Origin of the sequence: Natroniella sp. ANB-PHB2, from assembly GCF_046097105.1 — a bacterium.
Classification (GTDB): domain Bacteria; phylum Bacillota; class Halanaerobiia; order Halobacteroidales; family Halobacteroidaceae; genus Natroniella.
The window spans coordinates 482589-507888 of record NZ_CP175562.1 but is presented as its reverse complement, the minus strand read 5'-3'; the positions used below and the strand labels follow the sequence as shown (position 1 = coordinate 507888).

Below are 25300 nucleotides of genomic sequence, written 5' to 3'. Positions count from 1 at the left end.
AACCCTCATATGATAATATTCGACAAATAAAACTATTTTCCTTCATCAAAGTACAAACAACTTAATTGTAATCGATGACACTATAATTATATAATTACTATCATTAACATTGCAAGAGCTTAAATTGAAAAAACTCCTTGATAATTAGGTTTAAAGATAATTTCTATCCAAACACCTAAAACAAGGAGCAATCAACATCAATGAAAATATTATAAACTTGAATTTTATCAATATTTAAAGCCAACTAACTTGAAAAAATTCAATACTTTACAGACTAAAATCATTCTAAATTCATGATTGCTTTATCTAGCTTCTTTGAGACTTCTACATAATTAGGATACTTTTTTGAAATAATCATATATATATCCGATCTCTTTATCGTCTGTTTTTTTAGATTAGAAATAACTATATCACTATCATTTAAAGCTTTTTCTACAGGATATGCATAATCTAACAAATAATCTACACTACCACGCTTCAATATTCTTAAGGCCTGCTCATGAGTAGCGGCTTCCTGAAAATTGACATTATTATTCTCATCTTTTATATAAGATCTCCAACCAGCATAACCATAACCTTTCATAATAACAACAGATTTCCCTCTTAAATCTTCTCTAACCTTAATCTCCTTAGATCTATTTCCAATAGCATAAATATTCATCTCAAGTGTATCAATTATCTCTTTACCATAATAAGCCTCATCTTTTAAGCTCGAAATTTCAACTCCACACCAAAAGTCCACCCCTCCTGAAGATAGACCCTTAATCATTCGCTCTACTGGATATTCCCTTTCTATAACTTTAATACCCACCTCTTCAAATACTCTTCTCGCCTTTTCAATGATTATTCCAGCAGCTTCTCCATTCTCAGTGGTATAAGTAAAAGGTGGTATATCTATATAAGCTAAGATAATATTAAATTTATCAAATAATTTTTCTAATTTATAAGTCATCGCTTTTAAATCTTGTGCTGCTTCAGAAACCTCACTTGACATTTGATGCATATCTTCGGTAGAGTTCATTGCATCACTACTATCATGGGCCAACTTATTGGCAGCTTCAGCTGTTTCTTCAATTTGATAAGCCGTTTCTTCAACTGAATTACAAATATCTTCAAATGCATTTCCAGATTTTTTAGCTATTTTTTCTCCTTCTTCTGCCTTATTCTGTACATCATGTACCTCTTTTACTCCTTTTTCGGACTGGTTTTGAATCTGATTTATTAAAGTTGTAACCTCTTTTGTTGCAGACGAAGTCTCTTCAGCCAACCCTCTAATCTCATCTGCAACTACAGCAAATCCTCTTCCCTGCTCACCAGCTCTAGCTGCTTCTATAGCTGCATTTAAAGCCAATAAATTCGTCTGTTCAGCTATCTCGGTAATCATATTAACTATTTGGTCTATCTCTTTTGATTTATAATCTAATTGCTTTATGGCTTCTACCGTTTTCTGTACCGACTTATCTATTTCTTCAATACTATTTACAGTTTGATTAACATTATCACTGCCCACATCAGTCTGAAATCTAGCTTCTTGAGAAAAACTTGCAACCTGCTGAGCAGCAGCCGAAATTTCTTCTATTCCAGCTGAAATGTTTTCTATCAAACCACTAGTTATTTCACAAGTATTAGCACTTTCATCAGCTAAAGCTGATAACTTATTACTACTTAATGAAAGGTCACTAACAACATCTAGCATATTATTAATAATTTTTTTCAGTTCCAAACACATATTATTTAATTCTACAAGCAATTTTCCTACCTCATCGTCCTTAGAGCCAACATTTAAAGGATCAATATTAAAATTACATAAAGCAATTTTTTTCACAAACTCTTGGGCATCATTAAGAGGCGAGGTAATCTTTTTAGAAATTATCATAAGTGCTAAAGTAAGTATCAATATAACAAATATAGCAAAAATTATCAATTGATTTCTAATTCTACTTATATTTTCTCTTAAATAAAACTCAGTAAAAGTTACTTTTAAACTACCAACCTCATTACCATTACTGACAATAGTCTCCTGAATTCTAATCTTCTCATCTTCAGAATACATTTCAAAATTATTACTCTTAGAATTAACTAGCTCATTACCTTCTTGATCACTGATCTCTATTGTAGCTACACTTTTATATTTGAAAAGAAAAGAAGTTAACTCTTCTAATTTATCAATACTACCTTCTTTCAAATGATTTGTTGCAGTATAATTAATTAAATCAATAGTTTGTTCTGTTTCAGCCTCCAATAAATCTCTCTGCTTATTAGCTTGATCTCTTAAAAAATAGACTATAAATATAGATAAAATTAGTACTAAAATCACAACTGTAGGTACTATCAATTTATTTTTGAGCCCTTTTAATCTTAACATATTAAAACACTCCTTCCATTGGTATTTGATTTTTATAAATATAACTAACTTAATTTATCTTAAAAAGAAACTAATAAAACCTATTGTAATAACATTAACTAAATAAAGCTAATTTTTAAGATATAGACAATCTAGCTATAACAGATAATATTATAAATCTATGATTAATATAATCAAAAGAACTAGCTTAATGGAAGAATCAAAAATAATAAAAGAAATATCTCATCCAAAAAACATTGTAAATCATTCCAATGAAAGGAAATAAACTCACAATCAATGGTATTATACCAAATAAACTTAATTTTAGCAAATATTTAGGTAATTTATGTTTAGTTCACCACATTAATAATCTGACACCAAGCATAATTAATTATATATCTAAATTAAAAACAAAAAATCATACCCGATTTCTATTATATATATAATAGAAATCGGGTATGATAAACTGGATACTTACACGATCAATTAAATAGTTTATATTGATACTCTCTTTTTAATAATAGTCTTAGATTTTAAATTGTTCTATTAACTCTTGTAATTCTCGAGCCATTCCTGCTAACTCTTGTGATGACCTAGCAACTTCACTAGACATATTCTGTATATCAGCACCTGCATTTTGTACTCTATCACTATTTTTAGTTAATTCATTAACTGATTCAGCAGTTTGCTCTATTTGAACTGATGTTTCCTCTACTGAATTTTGAATTGCATCAAATGCTTCCCCTGTTTTTTCTACAACTTCTTGACCCACCTTGGCTTTTTCTTCTACCTTTTTAACCTTCTCAATTCCTTTTTTAGATTGTTGCTGAGTTTTAGTAACCAAATTACCAATCTTTTCTGTTGCCTTGGCAGTTTCACCTGCTAACTGTCTTATCTCTTCTGCTACTACAGCAAAACCTTGTCCATGTTCACCAGCTCTCGCTGCTTCAATAGAAGCATTCAAGGCCAATAAGTTAGTCTGTTCAGCTATATTATTAATTAAATTAACTATCTGCCCTATTTCTTTTGAAGTATTATCTAACCCTCCAATTACTTCTACTGCTTGATTAACTACCCCATTAATTTCTTCTATACTATTTACTGTAGCTTCAATATTTTGACTTCCCTCATTGGTTTGTAAATTAGCCTCTTCAGAAAAACTTGCTACTTGTTCCGCACTAACCGATATTTGTTGAACACCCTCTAACATATTATCAATTAAATCATTAGTCATTTCTATTGTAGCATTACCCTCTTCTGCTGATGCTGATAACTCTTCACTATAAGCTGACATATCTTCGATTTTATCAGAAATATCAGTTGTTATATCTTGCATAGATAAATTGATCTTATTAAAGGCTCGTTCTAACCTACCTATTTCATCTTCTCTTTCTAGCCATTCCTCTCGAACATTAGTAAAATCACCATCTGCCATAATTTCACAGTCTTTCACTGCTAAATTTAAAACATTACTAATATAATTACCAATCTTAAACCCTGTAAATAATAAAGCAATTAAAGCAATTACTAACATAATAATTAAAATGTTTCTAACATTAGCTATTGGTTCATTGATAAAGCCATGCGGTACTCTAGTGACTAATTTCCACTCATTAGTCCCAGGGATTTCATTAAAATAAGCATGTGCTTTTGCTCCATCTAATGTATACTCTACTCTTCCCAGCTTATTAGATAAGATATTATCTGCTATATCTTTAGTTTCTTCAATATCTCTAATGTTTTCCTCTAAGATCAAAGAAGAGTCAGGATGTGCTATTATTTGACCATCACTAGTTACTATATAAGAAACTGAATCCTTATGATCTACTATATTTAACCTCTCTACCATCTCATCAACTAAAGTTAATTCAAGGGTAGCACCTACCCCACCAATAACTTCTTCATCTTCATTAAAGATCGGCATAGCTATAATAGAGGCGGGTACATTGGTTGCCATTGTCATAACAGGATCACTTAAAGATTCCTTGCCAGCCATTACTTCTGAATAATAACCTCTTGTTTTTAGATTACCTTCTCCACCTGTTGTTGGGACAAAATCTCCATCAGCATCAAATATAAAAAAACCATCATAAACATCATCATATTCATCAACTTGTCCTCTCAAAAATTCAATCCCATTATCAATATCCATACTTTTCATTTTATGTAACATAGAATAACTTCTCATTTGATTTTTCCGCTCTTCAAACCATTCACCTATGTAATTAGAGTTTTGTTCTGTACTCTCCATAACAGTTTCATTGACTAGATTAAATACTCTGTTAGTAACAATAGAATTTGAAATAAATATAATTAATAAAAATAACACTATACTGACGCCAACTATAACAGCCATAATCTTATTACCAATACTTTTTTTAATTTGTTCTTTAATTAACATTGTACCACCTCATTTTTATTAATTGGCTTCTCTTTTATTATATCAAAAAAAGAAGTAATTTTAAAATAATTTGAAAATTTAACTTTATTTTTAAATTCAAACTATAAATTAGAAATTTAAATAGCTAGTACAATATTACAATATTAATAGAGTTTTTAGTAAATAATCTAGTACTACTTTATATTTTTCCACTTTATTATCTAAATCTCCTTTATAATTAAAAGAAATTCACAAATTTATCTGAACAATCTACTTTTAACCTTTTACTGTCAAGATTTTCAAAAGTTATACTCTGTGGTAGAGCCAATATTAAAATTAAATTTTCTTGCAAGTGCCATAAAAAAACGTACAACAATTAAGTTGTACGTTAATAGCTTCATATTCTATTCTTAATAGATCAAGGTACCACTTGTTTGGGCCAACTCCCTAAAAGCTGTAATCAATTGCTTAGTATAGTTACCAGGTTGTCCATCTCCAACCTCTCTAGAATCAATCTTAACAACCGGAATCACCTCGGCAGCAGTACCAGTTAAGAAACACTCATCAGCGGTATATAGATCATGGCGCGTAAAGACCTCTTCTTTGACTTCTAAACCAAATTCAGGAGCAACCTCTAAAACCACTCCTCGTTTAATTCCTTTTAAAGCCCCTATATATGTAGGAGGAGTCTTTAAAATGCCATCTTTGATAATAAAGATATTATCACCTGTACATTCTGCAACATACCCTTCATTATTCAACATCACCGCTTCTAGAACACCTGCTTGATTAGCCTCAATTTTAGCTAAAATATTATTTAAATAATTAAGTGATTTAATTCTTGGATTCAAAGCTTCAGGAATATTACGACGGGTTGGCACAGTCACCACATCTAAACCTTCCTTATAAAATTTCTCAGGATATAATTCAATATCACTAGCAATAATCACTAACGTTGCTTGAGAACATTTATTTGGGTCTAACCCTAAATCACCAACTCCTCGCGAAACAATCAATCTAATATAAGCATCCTCTAATTCATTGGCCCTGATCGTTTTTAAAACTGCTTCTCTCATTTCTTCCTTATCTAACGGTACATCTAGCATAATTGCTTTAGCCGACTCATATAATCGCTCTAAATGCTCTTCAAATCGAAAAACTCGACCATTATAAGCTCTGATCCCTTCAAAAATTCCATCACCATATAAAAAACCATGATCAAAAACAGAAATATTAGCTTCTTCCTTCTCTACTAGTCTATCATTTAAAAATATCTTCTGACTACTCACAATACTCACCTTCCTTAAAATTATTATATACTATTATAATTAAAACTACATCAATTTGCAAATTAATCAATACTTTTTATAAACCCCATATAAAAAAGATATAGTAAGGGTAATTACCCCTCACTATATCTTTAAATCTTGAAGTTTTAAGGTTATTAACACTTACTCAGGTTTATAAATTTCTAAATTGCAACTTACTTTACATTAACATCTTCTTTTAAAGACTTGCCAGGTTTGAAAGCTGGAACTGTTCGAGCAGGAATTTGCATCTCTTCTCCTGTCTGTGGATTACGTCCAGTGCGAGCACTACGATCTCGTACTTCAAAGCTACCAAATCCAATTAATTGAATTTTAGCCCGCTCGTCAGCTGGCTTCTTAGCTTCTTCTTGTAAGTTTTCAGTTACTACATCTAACATTGCATCTAATGTTTCTTTAGTATCTTTTTTAGTGATTCCTGTCTTTTCAGAAATCTGTTCTACTAGTTTAGTTTTAGTAATATTCTTTGCCATACTAATTCACCTCCTATTAGTAATTTAAACATTTTCACTGATTATTATGCCATAGATAAACTTCTTGACAAGCTTTATTATTCCTTCTTTTTTTATAAAAAAAGAATAATTAAAGAAAAAAACCAGTCAGTTGACTGGTTTTTACAGGATAATACAGATTAATCCTCCACTTCCTTCATTTATTATCTTTTGTAAAGTACCCTGAATTTTATTTTGAGCCTTAACAGGCATTCGATATATTTTATTATTAATTCCATCTTTAACTAAATCATGTAATGAACGGCCTAAAAAGTCAGAATCCCAAATTGCAGTTGGATTAGCTTCAAACTCTTCTTCGAAAAACTGAATTATCTCCTCACATTCTTCTTCTGTACCTACAACCGGAGAAATCTCCGTCTTAATATCTGCCCTAATCAAATGAATTGAAGGAGCAGAAGCTGTTAATTTAACACCAAAGTGACCTCCACGCTTGATCATCTCTGGCTCTTCAAAGATCATATCCTCTAACTCAGGCCTTACAATCCCATAGCCTTCCTCTTTAGCTTTAAGTAATGCACCTGCTACTTGATCATACTCCTTTTTAATTACACTCAATTCTTTAACTAAATTAAATAAATGGTGCTCACCTTCTATTTCTAAATCGGTCAGCTCTTCTAGCGTTTCATAAAATAGATTCTCCTTCAAATCAAAGTCTAAAGCTGCTATTCCATTACCTAAATTAAGATCAGAAATTGTAACTTTCTTAGCATGTTCATTCCCATTTAATTGCTCAAATAATTTATCAACATCTCTTAAAGTAAATAATTCTTGGATTGCTTGATTTATACTCTCATCTATATCTTGACTTAGCCAATGCTCATCATCCAATTCATCAATCCATAATGGTAAATCAATATTGATCTCTGTCAATGGAAATTCATATAGCACTTCTCGTAATACATTTACAATATCATCACCTTCTAATTCCAAACAGTTAATAGCAATTACCTTTTTATCAAACTTTTCCTCTAGTTGCTCGGCCAACTCTTGAGTCTCTTCACTTTCTGGTTGAGTAGAATTAAGCACAATAATATATGGCTTCCCTAACTCCTCTAACTCCTCAATAACTCTACGTTCACCTTCAATATAATTTTCTCGTGGTAAATCAGTAATTGTACCATCAGTAGTAACTACTAAACCAATTGTAGAATGATCCTGAATTACTTTCTCCGTTCCTACTTCTGCAGCTTTTTGAAATGGAACCGCCTCTTCAAACCAAGGAGTAGTTACCATTCTAGCCCCTGATTCTTCTTCATAACCTAACGCTCCCTGAACTCTATAACCAACACAGTCAACCAGTCTGACCTTACAATCAACATTCTCATCTAAATTAATCTTGGTTGCCTGATTAGGAACAAATTTAGGTTCAGTTGTAGTAATCGTTCTACCCTCACCACTTTGTGGTAATTCATCTCTAGTTCGCTCTTGAGCATGTTCATCTTCAATATAGGGTAAAACTAATAAATCCATAAACTTCTTAATAAATGTAGATTTTCCGGTTCTAACTGGCCCTACTACCCCAATATAAATATCACCATTTGTTCTAGTCGCAATATCTTGATAAACACCAAAACTCTCCATCAATTACCCTCCCTTTTATATTAAAACCCATAAGAACAAAACCTCCTATTAGCAACTTAAGATTAAATCTAGGTTTAAATAATATCAAACTATTAGTTAGCAATCATTCAAAGTAATCACTAAAAACTTTTGCAAAGATCATTATATATATATGAACTGAATTTTATATTATTCCTCAGGAGAGAAGAAAATAGTTTGAGTTTAAGGGTGATTCAAGCAACTTTAAAATAGGATTTAATTACAATATTGTGGCACTTTCAAAAAAACAGGGAACCACGAATGAACGCAAATTAACACTAATTTAAAATAATAATTTGTTAAAAATATAGATATTACTGCAAAATGTCCTTAATGATTAAATTTTAGATTGCAGGGTTTTGATTTTATTTGAAGAATTATGCGACTGCGATAAGGGCAGATAATTTTACAGATTGATCTTAATGTTTTAAGTAAGAGAGATTTGATTTTAATAGTTGCACAAATTCAAATTCTTCTTGATTTTTTGGCTACTTTTTTATCAAGAAAAAAGGTAGCACGGAAGAAAGTTTGATTTTTAATTTTTTCGTAAACATGGTTTTGAGTGTGATTTTTATAAAGGAAAAGTGACACAATATATCAATTAAGCTTCATTTTTAAATCAATATCTATAAGATAAAAAGACAGGGAATATTATCCCCTGCCTTAGATGGTCTACTATAATAATTTTAATTTTTACCAATAGCTACCTTCAACCATCTCCCCTAATTCATGCTTAGCTCCTCGTAACATCAAATCAGTAACAGCCTGTTTAGGCTCTTTATCTTCAAATAAAACCCTATAAACCTCACTTGTAAGTGGCATCTCTATCTCTAATTCTTTAGCAAAAGCAAAGACTGCTTTAGCAGTTCTTACTCCTTCAGCTACCATCTTCATCTCAGCTAAAGCCTCATCTAAGGTCAATCCACTACCAATTTTAAAACCTAAACGACGATTACGGCTATGTTGACTAGCACAAGTCACAATCAAATCTCCTAAACCTGCTAGGCCTGAAAAAGTGACTGGGTCAGCACCTAATTCAGCACCTAAACGTTTTATCTCTGCTATTCCTCTAGTAACTAAAGCAGCTAATGCATTATCACCATAATCCAATCCATCAGAAACTCCCGCGGCAATAGCAATAATATTCTTGACTGCTGCTCCTAATTCAACACCAATTAGATCAGAATTAGTATAGACTCTAAAAAAATCTGTCATAAATAGCTCTTGAATCAACTCAGCTGATTGCTTATTAGAACCGGCCACTACAATAGTTGTCGGTAAGTTTAAAACTACTTCTTCAGCATGGGTTGGCCCGCTTAAAACCAAAATATTATCATGCAATTTACTATCTAACTCTTCCTTTAAAACCTCCGACATCCTTAAATGAGTCTCTTCTTCAATGCCCTTAGAAGCACTAACAATAATCGTATCTTCATCTAATAACCCTTTTAATTCTTGGGCTACTGTCCTGACAACATGAGAAGGAACAACAACTAAGACAATGTTGGCCCCTGCTACAGCTTCTTCAAGATTAGTAGTAGCTTTTAATCCCTCTGGTAACTCAATATTTGGCAAGTAAGAATTAATATTTTTTTGATTGATTTCATCTACTTTTGCTTGAGAGATGTCTCTTAAGCAAACTTCATGTCCATTATTATGAAGCAATACGGCCAATGCCGTTCCCCAACTACCTCCACCAATAACTGCTATTTTATTACTCATTTTAAACCCTCCTCAATTAATCTTTAGTTTAATCCTTTTTTTTAACTTTACTTTGGGTGATTTTATTTTCAGTACCTGATAATAAACGCTTAATATTTGGCTTATGTCCATAAATTACAAAAATACATATCAATAAACCAAATATCACATAAACTGTCGGATTATTAAATAAAAAGATCATAATTGGAATTAAGCCTGCCCCAATAATTGAACCTAAAGAAACATATTTAGTTATAGCTACAATCAATGCCCAAACAATAAATACAACCAAAATTGCTCCAGGGGCCAAACTAATTAAAACCCCAACAGAAGTAGCCACTCCTCGCCCTCCAGTAAATTTTAAAAATAAAGACCAGTTATGACCAACAATAGCCATTACACCTACTAATAAGATCAAAAAAGGCTCTTCCGGAAAAAACCCCCTTGCAACAGTAATACCTAAAAAACCTTTCCCTATATCTAATAAAGCAACTAAAACTCCCATTCCTAATCCCATGACACGATAAGCATTGGTTGCACCAATATTACCACTACCATAATTACGAATATCTACTCCTTTAACAGACTTAGCTACTAACAAACCAAATGGAATTGAACCTAATAAGTAACTGATTCCCATCGCTAATAATAATCTAATAATCATTACTCTTCCTCCTAACTTCTTTCTCTAACTATTATTTTAATTGGGGTTCCCTCAAAGCCAAATGATTTTCTTAATTGATTTTTTAAGTACCTTCTATAAGAAAAATTAATCAATTCAGGATTATTAACAAACATTACAAAAGTAGGAGGCTTAACCCTTGGTTGAGTTCCATAATAAATCTTCAACCTCTTTCCTTGCTTATTAGCTGGAGGCTCAAACATTAATGTTGCTTCTTCAATTACACTATTTAAAACACTAGTATCTACCCTTCTTGCATGCTGTTCTGCTACATAATTTGCAATCTCTAATACCTCTAAAACCCTCTTTCCTGTCAAGGCTGAAACAAAAGTAACCGGTGCATAATTCAAAAACTTAGCTTCATGCCTAATTTCTTTTAAGTAGCGGTTCATTGTCCTTCCATCCTTTTCAACTAGATCCCATTTATTAACTACTAAAACAATCCCTTTTCCTGCTTCATGGGCATAACCAGCAACTTTTTTATCCTGTTCTGTCATTCCTTCAGTAGCATCTATTACCATTAGAGCAATATCAGAACGATCTATCGCTTTTAAAGAGCGAATCACACTATAACGCTCAACCCCTAGATTAACCTTCCCTTTTCTTCTAATTCCTGCAGTATCAATGATTACATAATCTTTTTCTTCATGTTCAAAATAAGTATCTATTGCATCTCGAGTAGTACCAGCTATATCACTGACAATTACTCTCTTTTGACCTAAAATCTTGTTAACCAATGAAGACTTACCAACATTTGGCCTACCAATAATCGAAACTTTAATTGCATCTTGAGCATAATCATCCTCTTCATGCTCAGGAAAATAATCAATTACTTGATCTAATAAATCTCCTGTTCCCAACCCATGTTGAGCAGAAATTAAATAAATCTCCTCAAATCCTAATTCATAAAAATCATACTTGTCCATCTCAGCTTGTTCATGATTTTCAGCTTTATTAGCCACAACAATTACATCTTTATTCGATTGTCTTAAAAAATTAGCTACTTCTCTGTCTGTAGCAGTTAATCCTTCCCTAATATCAACTACAAACAAAATAATTTCTGCTTCATCAATAGCCACCTGTGCTTGATAACGCATCTTATCTTTTAATTCAGTATCAGCATCTAACTCAATTCCTCCTGTATCAACCAATAAAAAAGGTCTACCCAGCCATTCTGTATCAGAGTATAACCTATCTCTTGTAATACTCGGCTTATCTTCAACTATTGAAACTCTATTCCCAACTATTCGATTAAACAATGTCGACTTTCCTACATTTGGACGTCCAACAATTGCAACTACTGGTTTATTCATTCTCAACACCTCCATAATTTTCTCTGAATATCTGCTCTAATAAGTCACTTGGTTCATTATTGGCTGTTCTAATCTGAACTGGAATTTGAGATTCAAATTCTTCCCACTTCAAATCATCTAAAAACAAACCCTCTTCATTAAGTACTACTTTTGGAATAATTATTAGCTCACTTAACTTCTTTACTTCTTTCAACTTTTGTAATATATCTTTTCCAGTCAACAAACCAGTCACTGTTACTTCAGAACCAAAATAATTATTTTCTACTGTTATCAACTTAACTGTTAAATTTTGAATCTGATTTAATCTAGTAATGATTGGTTCTAGTGCTTTGGCCCCTAAAACGCCACTAACAATTGAAACCTCTCTTCTTTCAGAAATCTTATCTGGCAACTCTCCTTCTATCTTAGAAAAACGATCCCAAAATAACCTGACCATTCCTACTCCATTCTCCAATTGAACAAAATCATCATATTCTTCAGCAACTGGTATCTCTTGGTTAGCTAGAAAGTAAAATTCATCGGCCAAATAAACAAAATTAGTACCATAGTTTGCCCTAAATCTAGTTTGCCACTCTTTAACTAAATTAATTAATTGACTAGCTTCTTGTTTAGTAAAAGACCTTAAATCAAACAGCCCTTCTCTAAACCTTGTTAATCCCACTGGTACAATAGCTAATGATCTAACCTGAGGAAGAAACCTTGCCAAATCTTCAATCGTTCTTTCTAAGTGAACTCCATCATTTACTCCCGGGCATAAGACCACTTGAGTATTAAGCTCTATTTTAGCTGCAGTTAATTCCTCAATTTGCTCTAATATCATTCCAGCTTTCTTATTATTAAGCATCTCTTCTCTTAATTTGGGTTCAGTACTATGTACTGAAAGATTCAAAGGGCTTAGCTGCATCCTTTTAATTCGCTCAAGCTCTGTTTTAGATAAATTCGTTAAAGTTATATAACTTCCTTCTAAAAAAGAAAATCTATAATCATCATCCTTCAAATTTAAAGTAGTTCTAGACTCTAAAGGAGCTTGATTAACAAAACAGAAGATACAATTGTTATGGCACTTTTTCAGTCCGTCAAATATAATTTCTGAAAATTCAACTCCTAACATTTCATCATAATCTTTTTCAATCTCCAATACCCAATATTCTCTATTTTGCTTAATTACTTCAACCTCTAAATAGGTATCTGTAATTAAAAATTTATAATCTATAAAATCTTTAATTTCTCTACCATTAATTCTAAAGATTTGATCCCCAACTTCCAAACCTAACTCCTGGGCAATACTATCTTCTTTTACTCCTTCAATTTCCAAACAGTTATCTAAATTAACACTTTCTTCATTCTCCATTATTTCACCTCAATGCCAAATTCCTAATTCTCTTCTTACTTATTATCTTATATTGAATCAATTTCGTCAAGTCAATTAAGAAAATCACTCTAAGTAAACAGCTAAATAACAACAAAAAATCATCTAAATCAAAAAATATATCGTTGACAGATAGTGGCACAAAAGTGTCATATAATTGTAGTGCAACCTAGACAAACAAACCGACTAGCTTATTTAAACTAGTCGGCTTCAGCTATCTGCCTTAATCTCTCTTTTACATTCAAGACTAAATCTACATAACAATCATATTGTTGTAATAGCGAGTAAATAGTCAATGGTCTACCTAAAGTAACTATACCACATCTTCTAGATAAAAATCCTCCAATTTTAGTCCAAAAATTAGCATGAACTAAAGCACTAACTAGAATAATATCAGTTGTATTGATCTCACACACCTGAAAATAATTATATAATATCTGCTTCATTAATTTTCTTTGCCCACCCAATCCTAAAATATAAACTTGATTCTTTGACTCATCTTGGCCATAAAAAATAGGTAAACCTATTTGATCAGACTCTATTTGATCATAATGAGGCAAGTTTTTAATTGTTTCACTATCCGCTTTTTCCTGTAATGGCAACAACCCTACATGAAGAGCAGCAGCTAAGACTGAAGTATGAGCACTTCCATAACAATAATATATAACCTTCACCTTAATTAGTTATCCTTTCTTTAATTTTAATTGCCTGCTGTCTTATATGTTCATAATCAGAATTGATTCCTGCTTTAACAATTGAAAGTCCAAAACTAGCAAAACCAAACTTTATTAATAATTTCCCTATTTTAATTAATAGATTATTAAAAGAAGTAGTCTCTATCAATAACACTTCATTTCTTAGGGCAAAAATCTCTCTAAACCCTGATAACATCCTTTTAACAAGCGATACTTGGGATTTACATCCTAATACAAAAACTTCATTTCCTAATTCATCAGTTCCTATGCATACCAACTCACCAGCATTCTGCTCATTAGTTAGTTCAAATAAATTTAATTTTTCTAACAAATCTTTCTTATTGTTAATAGTTCCTAAATAAAAAGAAGCTACTATCAATGGTAGTCCTAAACCATACTCACCATAATAAATAATTTTCATATATTATACTCCTAATGATTAATTAAGATATAAATTCCATTTCCCAGATCATGTACCATAGTATCTGTCAAACGAGCCATTAACATGGAAAGATATTCTAACTCTTCATCATCACTAGCATATAAAACTGGAACCCCTCCACTATCAACTTTTTCTTTATCTTCTTTTTTCATGACAAAAGCTGTTAAATCTTTACTTTCCATAAAAACCTCCCTAATCTGCAGCTGCACTACCTGCTTTCGACTGTAAGGGTCGCCTTCGTGCCTCCTCTAAAATTGGTGTAGAACTGACTGCTTGTTTAACACATTCTTCATCAGGCTCAATAGGGATAATAATCATATAAACCCTTCCCGTATCTAAATTTAATCTAGCTAAAGGAGTATAATCAACCACTCCAATATCTAATTTAACCCCTAACTGACTTGCTACATCATGAACAATTGCTTGCCTTTGACCGATATTAGCTAACGTAGCTCGAGCATCATCATCTTTAGGTTCAATTACAACCCCTATCCCTGATTCCTTCCATTGTTCTAAGGCTTCTTTTAATCCTACATTCATCATTACTACACCTTCAACTCCAATATTACTATTTGTTGGCCCGGAAAACTCTAGGTCCTTTACTCTTACATTAGCAATATCTCCTACCGTATTTTGAACCATTATTTTATCTAAAATATAAGCAATCAATCCTCCAACTATTAATCCTCCAATCAAATCAAAAAAATAATACCCTACTGTTGTAACAAAAGCAGTAATCATAGCTAAATAATTCCTTGCTTCAAATACTTTAGCTATATTCTCTATATATGCTATCCCCCGTGGTACCAATTCTGTTGCCTCAATTTCAGTTAAAAAATCTCTTTCCATTGTTCTGATACTTTGAAACTGTTGAGCTGCTGCTCCTAAAATTGTAACTGCAACATAGTTTTCTTCTAATAAAGCTGGAATAACTAATGCACCTAAAGCAGCAGCAATAAACCCTAAGGTCGAATGAACAACATAACCATGAGGATATCCTGGATATTGCCTATAATCAACCCTTAACTCTATCATTCTAACTAAGGTACCTAGACCAATGCCTAACAAGATCATCTGCTCATACCCATTCATTTTATCCCCCGCTTCTACTCATCATCATCTTCTTCTTTCTTGATTCCTAGTGAACTTCCCAATCCACCTAAATTTTTAATTCTATCTATTGCTCCCTGGATACTACCTGAATTGAATACCAACAATATTGCACCACCAACTAGTACAATAGCTAAGATAATCCCTACTGATCTAAGAGCACCTGTAGATTGTGCAGCTTCATCCTGTACTCCTTCTCCATCAACACCACCATATAATAACTGTTCCATAACATCAGCGAAATATACTGTACTAGCAGCAGCTTGTTCTCTAGATAAAGTATGAGTTCCGAACTCTAATAACATTGCCCGTGGAGACAAATCCTGGTTATAAGTTCCATCAGCATAGAAAATATCCTTAATTAACCCTGGATAAAGTTCATCAGCAACTGCTTTAATCTGCTTAGCAAATTCATCATTAGCTTCCATACCTGGATTTTGTCGTCCTACTACTAATCTAACTTGAGCTACTTCTTCCCCATTGATAGTTGTTAAATATTCTTCAGGATCAGGAACACCATCCCTATGGACATCTAATATTGTGTCGGGGGCCTGTTGGGCCAACTTTTTAGCAGTAGTTCTTGATCGTTGATAAGCACCACCATCAATGGGATCATGATGTGACCTATCATGAACTACCTCTATTCCCTTTTCTTCTAAACTTCCCTTAAATCTCTCTGTAACTGGAAAGATATCTCCATCCCCAGGCTTAGCTTCAGTTCCACTCTCTGGTAGATATGACTCTGGATTATGAGTGTTATATAAACCAATCATTCTATCCTCTTGCTGAGCAAGCAATCCTTGTGTCAAGGCTACAATATCATCTCTACCTTCTAATAACTCAATCTTCTTTTCAAACTCAGCAACACCTTCTCCTTCGTCTTTATCAACCTCAATAATTCTATACTGCTTATTGTCCTGTGTAATAAAATAATCATTGACACTAATACTCTTAGCAGTACTAAAAACAACCTCCTCTGTCTCCTCATCTATCACATTAAAATAACCTTCCTCAGCAAGATGAGCAAAAGATCTTGGTTTTATTGCTAAGTTAATAATCAAAAAAATTGCTAAAATGATTATTACCTTGTAACCTATCCTATTCTTCATCATCTTCACCTCGCTTTTCTGATTGCTCTTCTTTCTTTTTATAACCTAATTCTCCAAACTCAGAATGAACTAACTTCCGATCAAAACTCCTGTTATTATCTCTATCTTTTTTACTTTTATTATTGCCCGCTACTAACCTTTCTCTTACCTCACCAAAAATCTCTACTAATAAGACAGCAAAAATACCACTAAGTACTATTGCATCAAAAGCACCGGCTCCACCAATTTCTGCTTCCCCTGGTATTCCTCCTAAAGTAATTCTACCAAGATGGATCAAATCATACATTAAAAAACCTAACGCTCCTGTAATAAAAGCTGCTCTTCTTGAACGTGCAATTAAGTATGAAACTACTGCTGCAATAAATGGATATAAATAATTAATATCAAATAAAGTATGCCCTTCTTCAAATTGAAATAATGTATTGACACCATAAATTACCCCACCAGCAATCAAAACAGCTAACAAAGTTCTATAGATAACTCTCTTTTCTTTTACATTAAATAAAATATAAAGGGCCAACGCAATAGGAAGAATTGCACCTCCAACATTAAGAGTAACTACTGGTGAACTACTAATTGGAATATCAACAAAGCTTCCTAAAATCATTAAAGTTAAAAAAAGAACAGCCGTACCTGTGGTTAATCCCATTTCATTAAGCATCTCTTCCGCAACACCAAAATAAATTAAAAACTGTATTACAATTAAAATTATAATCCCGATTGGCATTTTCATTAATCCCCCCAAGTTCAAACTAGTTGTAATTTCAATTACTAGCTTATCAATATCTAGTTTTATCTAAACAATAAAAATTATTCAACTAAAAATCCATCTATAATAACAAAATAACCTTCAGCCATACTCTAAGATTAAATTTTAAAATTAATTAAATCATTAAAGACCTTAAAAACAGTAAATTATCCACAATTTTAACAACAAAAAAACAACCTGAAATTCTGAATTATCAGAGTTGCAGGTTGTCTTCCTCATGCTACTTAATTATTTAATTATATTAGAACTTATCTTGGCTCTACAATCAATTTAATAGCCGTTCTCTCTTCACCATCAATCTCAATATCAGTAAAAGCTGGAATACAGATTAAATCAACACCACTTGGTGCTACAAATCCTCTGGCGATAGCTACTGCTTTAACCGCTTGGTTTAATGCTCCAGCTCCTATTGCTTGAAGCTCTGCTCCACCTCTTTCTCTTAAAACTCCGGCTAGAGCTCCAGCTACTGAATTTGGACTTGAACTAGATGATACCTTTAATACTTCCATGTAAAATACCTCCTTTTTTTCATTTCATGTATATACTTATTTCAATATTTACAAAAAAATTCCTTCATAAATAATAAAAATTTATTCTTTTTATTTGATTTATTAACTATTAAGCTTATGTATTCTTGTAATTCTCTTAACCTTCTTAGCTTTTCCTGTTTTATCATCAATATCTACCATTAAACCACATAATTGAGTATCTCCAGTAGCCACTTTAAATCTTTGTGGCATTTGGGTTAGAAATCTCTCTAACGGTTCATCAATATTCATTCCCAAGATTGAATCGATAGCTCCCGTCATCCCTAAATCAGTCATATACGCTGTATTATGAGGCAAAACCCTCTCATCAGCTGTCTGAACATGTGTATGGGTTCCTACAACTGCTCCTACCTTGCCATCTGCATACCAGCCTAATGCTTCCTTCTCTGAAGTAGCCTCAGCATGAAAATCAACAACAATTCCATCTACTTTATCTACAACCTTTTCTACAGCCTGATCTAAAGAACGAAAAGGGCAATTATAATCTCCTAAATAGACCCTTCCAATTAAGTTAATAACTCCTAAGCTCAAATATTCTTTTTCAATAATTTTAATTCCAACACCCGGTACTTGAGTAGGATAATTATAAGGTCTAATTACCCTTGTAGTTTTATTAATAAATTCAAAAATATCCTTATTATCCCAAGTATGATTGCCAGTTGTTAACAAATCTATACCATAATCGGTTAAATTTTCTACTACTGCTTCAGTCAAACCAAACCCCCCGGCTGCATTTTCTCCATTAGCAATCACAAAATCAATTTCATACTCTTCCTTAATTACAGGTAACAATTCCCTGACCGCTCTTCTACCTGCTCTTCCTACTATATCACCAATCATCAGTACTTTCACATCAATTCCCCTTTCTTAATTATAACCAATGCGACAAAAAATATGTACTTTTTACTTATTTTTATTAAAAACCAAGATTCTGTCCTCTTCCCTAAATCCTAAATATTTCTCTCTATATTCTAACTGCTCTATTTGAGCTAACATCCCATCAATCGATTCAGCTAAATCAAAAGATAAATTTTGGTCATATAATTGATTTTCTAATAACTTTTCTCCGAATGTTTCTTTAATTAACTTGATCATAAAATCCATTTCCTGCTGTGATAACTTATTCAAATTCCTAACTAAACTTATCTTACTCAAATCAGAATAACTTTCTTTAATTATTTGAAATTTGATCAAATCTCTATCCCTTTTTTGAAGCTTATTAAACAAATTAAAATTACACATTAAATAATCTTGAACTTCTTCCCAACTAATATCAGTAATTGGATCCTCAACCAAAAAAGATATCTCTAATTCTCTTTCTTCTAAATTAATATTTACAGTATTTATTACAGGATAATTCAACAAAATAGAAGTTAATAGCTCTATACTACTGTCTGACTTATTAGTTTGTTTATTTGCCTTCATTTACTACCACTCCTTTTAGGTTTCAATATATACTATTCTGTATTAAATTCAGCAAATCCTGCTTAGATAGTGTAAAATAAAATTGAAAATTATAACTTTTATTTTAATTATCAAGTAAATTTACATTAATTAATAATTAATATCTAATTTAAGATAATAATAAATAATAAGGGATAATCACTTTAAAGTGATTATCCCTTATTATTTATTATTTAGCATAATTTACTGCTCTTGTTTCACGTACTACTGTTACCTTAATTTGACCTGGATATTCTAAATCATCCTCAACCTTCTTAGAGACATTATAAGCTAACTTACTTGCTTTAGCATCATCAACTTGATCAGGTTCTACCATAATTCTAATCTCCCGTCCAGCTTGAATAGCATAAGCTTTATTTACTCCATTAAATGAATCAGCTATATTCTCTAAATTTTCTAATCTCTTTACATAAGACTCAAGCGTTTCACGTCTCGCTCCAGGTCTTGCTGCAGAAACAGCATCAGCCGCAGCAACTAAAACAGCCTCAATCGAATTAGCTTTAACATCATCATGATGAGCAGCAATTGCATGAATTATCTTTTCTGATTCACCATGCTTTCTCGCTATATCAGCTCCAATTTTAGCATGTGGTCCTTCAACTTCATGATCGATTGCTTTTCCTAAATCATGCAATAGACCAGCTCTTTTAGCTATATTAATATCCGCTCCTAATTCTGCTGCCATAACTCCAGCTAAATAAGAAACTTCAATAGAATGTTGTAAAACATTCTGTCCATAACTAGTACGATATTTCAATCTACCCAATAACTTTATGATTTTATTATTTAACCCATGAACCCCAGTATCAAAAGTTGCTTGTTCTCCAACTTCATAAATTGTATCATTAATTTCTTCCTTAGCTTTTTCAACCATCTCTTCAATTCGAGCCGGATGAATTCTTCCATCTACAATTAATTTTTCTAAGGCAATGCGTGCAATCTCCCGTCTAATCGGATCAAATCCAGATAACACAACTGCCTCTGGGGTATCATCAATAATCAAATCAATTCCTGTTAAACTTTCTAAAGCTCTGATGTTTCTTCCTTCTCTACCAATAATTCGCCCTTTCATTTCATCATTAGGTAAAGATACAACAGAAACGGTTGTCTCAGCTACATGATCAGCAGCACATCTTTGAATAGCAGATGAAATTATCTCTTTAGCCTTTTTATTTGCCTCTTCTCTAGCTTGAGCTTCCAACTCTTTAATCATCTTAGCTGTTTCATGTTCAATTTCATCTTCTACTCGATTTAATAATAAATTTTTAGCTTCTTCAGTTGTCAATCCAGACAACTCTTCTAATCGATTAACATGCTTTTGATGTAGCTTTTCAATCTCTTCTTTCTTTTGTTTTGTAACTGTCTCTCTCTTTTTAATGATATCTTCCTTTTTAGCCAAATTATCAGCTTTATTCTCTAAATTTTCTTCCTTCTTTAATAACCTCTTTTCAAACTCTTGTAACTCATTTCGGCGTTCCCTACAATCTTGCTCAACTTCTTCTTTAATTTCATGTGCTTCTTCTTTAGCTTCTACTAAAATCTCTCTTTTGATAGACTCAGATTCTCTAGTAGCATTATCTTTAATCTTTTCAGCTTCTTTTTCAGCAGATTCAATCTTACTTTCTGCAATATATTTTCTAATTATAAAGCCAATAATAGTTCCTATTATTAACCCACTAATAACTATCAAAAAACTTGTCAATCTATCTCACCTCCATTTCCTATTTAATTGTCAAGTTCAATATATTTCGATTATTAATCTTAAACTCAAAGTTGCTATTTCATTTTTGTAGGGCCAACCTATAATAAATCCAATACTGAGCCTTATAGATGAAGTCTCAAAACAAAAAGTACTCTGCTTACATTTTATCTTCTTCATCTAACTATGTCAAGATATAATATCAGTTGTTACCTGGCTTTCTTCTCCAGCCAGCTCTACTCTAAATGATTTATCAGCTACCTGACTTAAATGGCACTGATGAGTTACAACTATAACTTGTCTAGAAAACATTTCACTTACTTTCTTCAAAAATTGAGTTACATTAACAATATACTCCTCACTAACATGCTTAGCCGGCTCATCTAAAACTAAAGGTCCAGCCAATGGTGGATGTTGATAGGACTGCAAAATAGCTACCCGCAAAGCCAAAGAAACCACATCAACTACCCCTCCACCTCTAGCATCTTGAGGTTTGTTCTTTAATTTATAATCTCCCCTTTGAGAAATAACATAAAACTCAGCCCAAGGTCGACTCCTGTGGGTTTTAAGCTCAATTTCAAAACTGAATTCTTCTCCAAATATATACTGTAAGGCCTGAGTTACTAAGGCCTCTATCTGCTGTTTAGCTTGTTCTCTAGCATACTCTGAAGTCTCTTGTAACAAGATATTAACCTTGTCTAATAAATCGCGTTCAACTTTAATCTGCTCTAAGTCATCTTCTTTTTGCTGTTTTACTTCCAAAAGCTGCTCTTTTTTTCCTTGGCGACGATTATACTCAGACTTTTTCTGCTGTAAGTTAACTTCTAATCTATCTAAGACCCCTCCAGCCTCCATCTTAGCTCACCTTACCTTGTAAAATATCATCCTCTGGTAACAATTTATCTGCTTCATTAAGTAAACTCTCTAATTCCTCTTCTAATTTTTTAATCTCTCCCTCTAAATTTTCAGGTTCTATATCATACTCCTTGATTTCTTCTAATAATTCTTTTTGTTGTTTCTTCAATTCCTCCATTCTAGTTTCAGCTTTTACCTTTAAATTCTTAGCAGTATTTAATCGCTTCTTTAATTTATCAATTTCAGCTTTATACCCTTCCATCTTATTCCTCCTTATAGTTATAATTATTAATAATCCCCTTAATCACCTGCTGATCAACAGGATTAAAGCAAGTTGGACATTTGCCCATTGCTTTTAATTTTTCACTATACTTTATTACTAATCCCTCATTCTTTTGCTTTCTTTGCTGTAATTCTTCTTTGGCCTCTTTAATTCTATTTGTCATATCTTCTCTTCTAATCGCTAAACCATTTAACTGCTGTAATTTATTATAGTTTTTTACTAACTCTTTCTCAACTCCACTTAATAGTTTAACTGCTGGTAATAAATCAAGTAACTTTTGCTCCTGCTCAATTAAGCTTTCAATCTTAACTAGATTATATTTAAGCTTTAATAATGATTCCACTTTTTTACTATTTACTACTAATTTTTCATCTAAAATTTGACTGCTTTTCTCAATACCACTCGTCTTTTTAATTAAATTTTCATTCTGTTCTATCTGATCATTAATTTGATTATACTCAGTTAAAAATCTCTTGAATCGATAATAGAGATTCTGTTTTTGTTGTAAGCGCTCATAAACCTGCTCAACTTGATTAACTTCTCCAAATTTCTTTAAATAATTAACCCCATACTCCAATTTGTACTCTATCTTATCTTGCCGCTTAACCAACTGCTTTAGTGCTCTCAGTTGCTCTAATTTAGCTGCTATTGTATCATAAATATTATCTATTTTTTCTAAATCACCTAACTTTTGATTGATTTTTTTCCATTTATTTAATTCTTGCTTAATCAAATTTATCCGTTTGTGAATAGATTTGAATCTCTTTAATTTATTATTAACTTCCTTCAATCGGGCCAACAATTGCTCTTGATGCTTAATTTCTTCAGACAAAGTATCTAAATCATTAAATTCTTCTAACTTATCGTCAAGGTCTACTAGCTCCTGCTCAGCCCTCTTTTGCTCCTGATTTAAATCTCTTAAATCTTTGGTTGTGTCCCTAATAGCAGCATCCACAATATGTACCTTAATCAATCTACCCAATACCTTGGCCCGCTCTGAGCCACTAGCATTTAACAAAAAAGCCCCGTCTAATTGATAATCTAAATTAAGTGTTCTTTCCAAATCACTATCAAGCTCAATTTTAGGCATTCCATGTACATCTTTTACTTCTTGGGGCACCTTGCTTCCTACCTTTTCAAAAACATGCTCTTCTCCTTCAGGAGTAATCAATTCATATCTATTCTCCTTTTTAGTCCTCCGTCTAGTAATCTTAAAATCATTGTCCAGTTCTATCGTTACTTGACAACTATTAGTACCTGTTCTAATAAAATCGGTTCCACGTGGTTCATTATATAAAACCCACCTTAAAGCTCTAATAATAGCTGACTTTCCTTGATCTGAAGGTCCTGTAATTACATTTAAACCTTCCTCAAACTCCAGCCTAGAATCAGCATGAGATTGAAAGTTTTTAATCTCAATTGCTCTTATTTTCTGCATCAGCTATTCACCTCCTACCCTCTCTTGAGCACGACTGATTCTTTCTCTTGCTTCAACAACCACTTCCGACTCTAGCTGATGGTTATGAGCCAATTTATCCAAAATATCAGTGCTAGAAAAGACCTTAAACTCCTCAGTTGCTCTAACTTCCCGAATAAAGCTAGCCAATTTTTTCTCTCTGAATTTAACATCTTCAATTTCACTTCTATCTAAAACTTCCTCTCCTTTAGGAGCAGTTTCTAATCTTCTTAACTGAATATCAACCTCTTTTGTAAAATCAACCAATGCTATTTGAGGCTGCCTATTAATCTCTTTTAAATCAGCACTAACACGCACTAAAGCCCCTGGATTTAAAAATTTAGTTTCATTAAATTCTAATTTACCAAAGCCCAAATGATAATGACCCGCAACTATTAAATCAGCTTCAGTCTCAACATCTTCGACTAAAGTATAACCATGTTCAAAAAAAGGCTTCTTCAATAACATCCCATGAACTAAATGCAGTGCATAATCTACATCTTTTGCTTTTTTAACACTATAAGCAGTTGTATCTTTACAGTCAACCTCATAATCAAAGCTCTTACCGGTTAATTGTAGATCAATCCCATTTCTACTTAAAAAGATTGGTTCCTCAGATACCAAATTAACAACACCAGAGGCAACTAATACTCCTAACATCGTTCGTTGTAATGTCTCTGGGTTATGACCAAACAGGTCATGGTTTCCAGCTACCAAATAAATCGGAACAGGATAACTACATAGCACCTTAATAAACTCATTAACTACTGAGGGAGCTGTATCAGGTCGATCAAATAAGTCGCCTCCATGTAAAATAAAATCAACCTGCTCATCAACTGCTATCTGTCTTACTTCCTTTAATTTTTTTAGTAGTGTTTCCTTAAAATTATCCATTCTTCGCCCAGGAGTAGTTCCTCTAATATGAGTATCAGTCATTACAAGTAACTTCATCTTAGTCCTCCCTTTTACCCAATATCTAACTTATCTAATACTATATTAACCGTTTCAAAAGAAAAGCCCTTCCGCTTTAATACCTGTCCTAATTTATACCTCTGCTCTCTAAAATCCAATCCTCGATAACGATCACTTTTCTTTTTAGCTAATTCAAAAGCAAGCTTACATTCCAATTCAAAATCATACTCCTTACTTAATTCTTCTTCTATAATATTAATAGCTACTCCTTTTTCCTGCAACTGCCTTTTTATTCGCCATGGGCCAAATTTTTTACGTTTTCGATCCTTAATCCAATTATTAGCAAATTCTCGATCATCAAGATAATCTAACCGTTTTAAAACTTCAATCACCTGCTCAATCACGCCGAATTCAAACCCTTTATGGGCCAATCTATTCTGCAACTCCTGTCGGCTACGTTGCCGATATGATAATAAATTAAAAGCAGCTTGCTTAGCTTGTAATAAACTTTCTTCACTTAGTAATTGCTTTAACAAATCTTCCGTTATCTCATCACCAACATTTAAGTTCAATTTATGGATCAACTCTGCATTGATCCCGACTAAGAATTTTTGATCTAAAAAAATAGAACAACGATCTTGATTATTCTTTTGCTGCTCTATCTTTGTAATTTTTCCAATTGACTTCATTATTTGATATCCCTCCACAACCAAAAGACCCTTCATCATGAAGG

24 protein-coding genes are annotated in these 25300 nt (G+C 32.5%); all 24 read right to left on the bottom strand.

Annotated features, from left to right (window positions below; translation table 11 throughout):
• Positions 1-280 precede the first annotated feature (280 nt).
• Positions 281-2365, bottom strand: coding sequence for a methyl-accepting chemotaxis protein (locus ACKF5P_RS02630; RefSeq protein WP_408955942.1), 2085 nt, complete (start codon positions 2363-2365; stop codon positions 281-283).
• A gap of 505 nt (positions 2366-2870) precedes the next feature.
• Positions 2871-4745 carry a methyl-accepting chemotaxis protein gene (locus tag ACKF5P_RS02625; protein ID WP_408955941.1) on the bottom strand — a complete coding sequence of 625 codons (1875 nt, stop codon included), beginning with the start codon at positions 4743-4745 and terminating at the stop codon, positions 2871-2873.
• 389 nt (positions 4746-5134) lie between these two features.
• On the bottom strand, positions 5135-6013 hold the full coding sequence (ilvE, locus tag ACKF5P_RS02620) for a branched-chain-amino-acid transaminase (protein ID WP_408955940.1): 879 nt from the start codon (positions 6011-6013) through the stop codon (positions 5135-5137).
• Positions 6014-6207: 194 nt separating this feature from the next.
• Positions 6208-6510: an HU family DNA-binding protein gene (locus ACKF5P_RS02615; RefSeq protein WP_408956617.1), complete on the bottom strand. Its 303-nt coding sequence runs from the start codon at positions 6508-6510 to the stop codon at positions 6208-6210.
• Positions 6511-6663: 153 nt separating this feature from the next.
• Complete coding sequence (gene spoIVA, locus ACKF5P_RS02610; protein WP_408955939.1) at positions 6664-8142, bottom strand: stage IV sporulation protein A; 1479 nt, start codon at positions 8140-8142, stop codon at positions 6664-6666.
• Positions 8143-8853: 711 nt separating this feature from the next.
• On the bottom strand, positions 8854-9882 hold the full coding sequence (locus tag ACKF5P_RS02605; RefSeq protein ID WP_408955938.1) for an NAD(P)H-dependent glycerol-3-phosphate dehydrogenase: 1029 nt from the start codon (positions 9880-9882) through the stop codon (positions 8854-8856).
• A 28-nt stretch (positions 9883-9910) separates the two neighbouring features.
• Positions 9911-10525 carry a glycerol-3-phosphate 1-O-acyltransferase PlsY gene (gene plsY / locus ACKF5P_RS02600; RefSeq protein WP_408955937.1) on the bottom strand — a complete coding sequence of 205 codons (615 nt, stop codon included), beginning with the start codon at positions 10523-10525 and terminating at the stop codon, positions 9911-9913.
• Positions 10526-10536: 11 nt separating this feature from the next.
• Positions 10537-11856, bottom strand: a complete 1320-nt coding sequence (gene der / locus ACKF5P_RS02595) for a ribosome biogenesis GTPase Der (RefSeq protein WP_408955936.1) — start codon at positions 11854-11856, stop codon at positions 10537-10539.
• Complete coding sequence (locus tag ACKF5P_RS02590) at positions 11849-13207, bottom strand: DUF512 domain-containing protein (RefSeq protein ID WP_408955935.1); 1359 nt, start codon at positions 13205-13207, stop codon at positions 11849-11851. The genes der and ACKF5P_RS02590 overlap by 8 nt, the downstream gene beginning before the upstream one ends.
• Before the next feature lie 218 nt (positions 13208-13425).
• Positions 13426-13899, bottom strand: a complete 474-nt coding sequence (locus ACKF5P_RS02585) for a DUF3189 family protein (RefSeq protein WP_408955934.1) — start codon at positions 13897-13899, stop codon at positions 13426-13428.
• Between the two features lies 1 nt (position 13900).
• On the bottom strand, positions 13901-14341 hold the full coding sequence (locus tag ACKF5P_RS02580) for a DUF3189 family protein (RefSeq protein WP_408955933.1): 441 nt from the start codon (positions 14339-14341) through the stop codon (positions 13901-13903).
• An 11-nt stretch (positions 14342-14352) separates the two neighbouring features.
• Positions 14353-14544: a capping complex subunit for YIEGIA gene (locus tag ACKF5P_RS02575; protein ID WP_408955932.1), complete on the bottom strand. Its 192-nt coding sequence runs from the start codon at positions 14542-14544 to the stop codon at positions 14353-14355.
• Between the two features lie 10 nt (positions 14545-14554).
• Positions 14555-15454, bottom strand: coding sequence for a YIEGIA family protein (locus tag ACKF5P_RS02570; protein WP_408955931.1), 900 nt, complete (start codon positions 15452-15454; stop codon positions 14555-14557).
• 14 nt (positions 15455-15468) lie between these two features.
• The gene (gene spoIIP / locus ACKF5P_RS02565; protein ID WP_408955930.1) at positions 15469-16581 is read right to left on the bottom strand and encodes a stage II sporulation protein P; all 1113 of its coding nucleotides are present in this window, start codon (positions 16579-16581) and stop codon (positions 15469-15471) included.
• The gene (locus tag ACKF5P_RS02560; protein ID WP_408955929.1) at positions 16571-17308 is read right to left on the bottom strand and encodes a DUF1614 domain-containing protein; all 738 of its coding nucleotides are present in this window, start codon (positions 17306-17308) and stop codon (positions 16571-16573) included. Before ACKF5P_RS02560 ends, spoIIP begins: the two co-directional genes overlap by 11 nt.
• Before the next feature lie 290 nt (positions 17309-17598).
• A complete protein-coding gene (locus ACKF5P_RS02555) occupies positions 17599-17859 on the bottom strand; it encodes a stage V sporulation protein S (protein ID WP_248619294.1) in 261 nt (86 codons plus the stop codon).
• Positions 17860-17961: 102 nt separating this feature from the next.
• Positions 17962-18750, bottom strand: coding sequence for a TIGR00282 family metallophosphoesterase (locus ACKF5P_RS02550; RefSeq protein ID WP_408955928.1), 789 nt, complete (start codon positions 18748-18750; stop codon positions 17962-17964).
• A 51-nt stretch (positions 18751-18801) separates the two neighbouring features.
• Positions 18802-19323, bottom strand: a complete 522-nt coding sequence (locus ACKF5P_RS02545; RefSeq protein WP_408955927.1) for a hypothetical protein — start codon at positions 19321-19323, stop codon at positions 18802-18804.
• A 208-nt stretch (positions 19324-19531) separates the two neighbouring features.
• Positions 19532-21064 carry a ribonuclease Y gene (rny, locus tag ACKF5P_RS02540; RefSeq protein ID WP_408955926.1) on the bottom strand — a complete coding sequence of 511 codons (1533 nt, stop codon included), beginning with the start codon at positions 21062-21064 and terminating at the stop codon, positions 19532-19534.
• A gap of 186 nt (positions 21065-21250) precedes the next feature.
• Entirely contained in the window at positions 21251-21916 is a 666-nt protein-coding gene (locus ACKF5P_RS02535) for an ATP-binding protein (protein ID WP_408955925.1), read from the bottom strand.
• 1 nt (position 21917) lies between these two features.
• A complete protein-coding gene (locus ACKF5P_RS02530; RefSeq protein ID WP_408955924.1) occupies positions 21918-22178 on the bottom strand; it encodes a hypothetical protein in 261 nt (86 codons plus the stop codon).
• A 1-nt stretch (position 22179) separates the two neighbouring features.
• Positions 22180-23637, bottom strand: a complete 1458-nt coding sequence (locus ACKF5P_RS02525) for an AAA family ATPase (RefSeq protein WP_408955923.1) — start codon at positions 23635-23637, stop codon at positions 22180-22182.
• A 3-nt stretch (positions 23638-23640) separates the two neighbouring features.
• Positions 23641-24606: an exonuclease SbcCD subunit D gene (locus ACKF5P_RS02520; RefSeq protein ID WP_408955922.1), complete on the bottom strand. Its 966-nt coding sequence runs from the start codon at positions 24604-24606 to the stop codon at positions 23641-23643.
• Between the two features lie 14 nt (positions 24607-24620).
• On the bottom strand, positions 24621-25256 hold the full coding sequence (locus ACKF5P_RS02515) for a RecX family transcriptional regulator (protein ID WP_408955921.1): 636 nt from the start codon (positions 25254-25256) through the stop codon (positions 24621-24623).
• Between the last annotated feature and the right edge of the window lie 44 nt (positions 25257-25300).